The organism is Bradyrhizobium acaciae, assembly GCF_020889785.1.
Taxonomy (GTDB): domain Bacteria; phylum Pseudomonadota; class Alphaproteobacteria; order Rhizobiales; family Xanthobacteraceae; genus Bradyrhizobium; species Bradyrhizobium acaciae.
Genome location: NZ_JACMYK010000294.1, coordinates 1 through 1,946, shown reverse-complemented (window position 1 = coordinate 1,946; position 1,946 = coordinate 1). Strand labels below are relative to the sequence as shown.

Genomic DNA, 1,946 nt, shown 5'->3' with positions numbered 1-1,946 from the left:
CCACCGCCGACGCCACCGCCGGTACCGTGCGCGCGGTTATTGTTGCCGAAGAAGCCACCGGCGCCGCCGCCGCCGCCATTGGCGCCGCCCGTTCCGCCATACCAGTAGAGCATGGTCCCGCCTCCGAACGGGATCAGGTAGCCGTCGACGCCCTTGCCGCCCCCTGCGGCGCCGGGAACGATGCCGGCGGCCCCGTTCTGGAATGCGGCGGAGTTCGCACCCTGCGCGTGTAGGCCGATGCCGCCGCCGCTGCTGTTGCCGCCCTGGCCGCCCATTCCGCCACCACCGCCGAAGCCGTCGAGGTTGGCGTTGCTCGCGGTGCTGCCGGTTCCGCCGTTGCCGCCGATCGCGGCACTGTTGTGAAATACGACATTGTCGATTGTGGCGCTGCCGTTCGCCGAGACGAACAGGGCGCCGCCGAGCCCGGCGCCTCCGCCGCCGCCGCCCTGGATGACGCCGCCGCCGGCCGCCACCGTGTTCTGGATGGTCAGGTTCTCGAGGTTGACGTTGCCGGCATAGACGAAGAAGCCGCGCTGGGCGTTGAGGCCGTCGATCGTGTAGGTACCGCCGTGACCGTCGCTGCCGTTAATCGTGACACTCGATCCGCTCAGGAGATTGAGCGCGTACAGCTCCGACGAGAGGCTGAAGTTGGCGGTGATGTTGATGGTGTAGTTGGCATTCGGCGCTGCGTTCTGGCCGCCGGAATCCATCTGCAGGATGGCTGCGTTGAGCTCGGTGACGTTCGAGACATTGAAGACGCGCGTCGACACAAGTTGCACGATCGTTCCGCCATTCGCATCCTGCGAAAGCTGGAAGCGGGCGCCACCGTCGAGCCCATTCACCGTCAACGTATCCGTCACTGTTCCGTTCGAGACCGTGACGACGTTGCCGGAAAGACTGACGGTGTTGAGCGAAGTGTTCTGGGTGTTGTAGTGCAGCCCGGTCAGGTCGATGGACTGGCCGGGATTGAAGTTGGAGATACTGTTGGCGAGCACGTTGCCGGTCAGCGCGGCATCGTCAATCTTCAGCGTGCTGGCTAGTCCTGTCGTGAACGAGATATTGCCGGTGCCGGCTGCGCCGGCCGTGGTCAGCCATACCGTGCCGGAATAGATCGTCGTGCCGCCGTAGGTGTTGGCATGGCTGAGGACGAGCGTGCCGCCGCCGTCGATTCCGAGATTGCCGCCGCCACTGATCAGGGCGGTATCGGTGACGGTTGCTCCGCTTGCGACCTTCAGGACCGAGCTGCCGCCGACCGTAATCGAGTCGTCGAAATTGCCGCCCGTCGTCAGCGAGAGATGCCCACTACTCAGGTTGAGCGTCCCGGTCAGCCCCGCGAGCTGGCCGAGCCCGAGCTGCAACGTGCCGGCGCCCGACAGCGTGAACGTGCCGGAACCGCTGATCGAGCCGGTGTCGGCGATCGTGCCCGACGAAATGTCGAAGGTGCCGCCATTGGCGGTGACCTGTATGTCGTGCGTGAAGGTGTAGCCGCTGGTCGTGGTCAGCGTACCGCCATTGAGGATCAGCGCGCCGGCCGAGCCGCCGATGTTATTGTCGGCCGTGATCGAGACGATGTTGCCGCCGTCGATCTGGGTACCGCCGACGTAAGTGCTGGCGCCAGTCAGCGTCAGCGTGCCGCCGCCGGAGACCTGTAGCTTTCCGCTCGTGCCGGTACCGCTGATTCCCCGTTCGTCGGCGATCGACTCGGCGATCGTGAGCGTGGTGACGGTCTGCAACCCCTCGAAGACCGTGGAAACGGTGTGCGTCGGGGTGACGACCATCGTGCCCTGGATGAAGATGTCGCCATAGGCGGAGCCATTGCCGGCGCCGTTGGCGCCGCTGCCGCCGGTCTCGGTGGCACCCGACAACGTGCCGCCGATGATGGTGAGCTTGCCGCCCTGCTGGACGAAGATGTTGCCGCCGGCACCTAACCCGCCGCCACCGCCGCC

At 66.1% G+C, this 1,946-nt stretch carries 1 protein-coding gene; it reads right to left on the bottom strand.

What is annotated here, in order from left to right; genetic code table 11:
- Positions 1-1,946: beta strand repeat-containing protein (locus tag H8A92_RS40910; RefSeq protein WP_338026710.1), on the bottom strand; the 1,946-nt coding region annotated here is incomplete at both ends.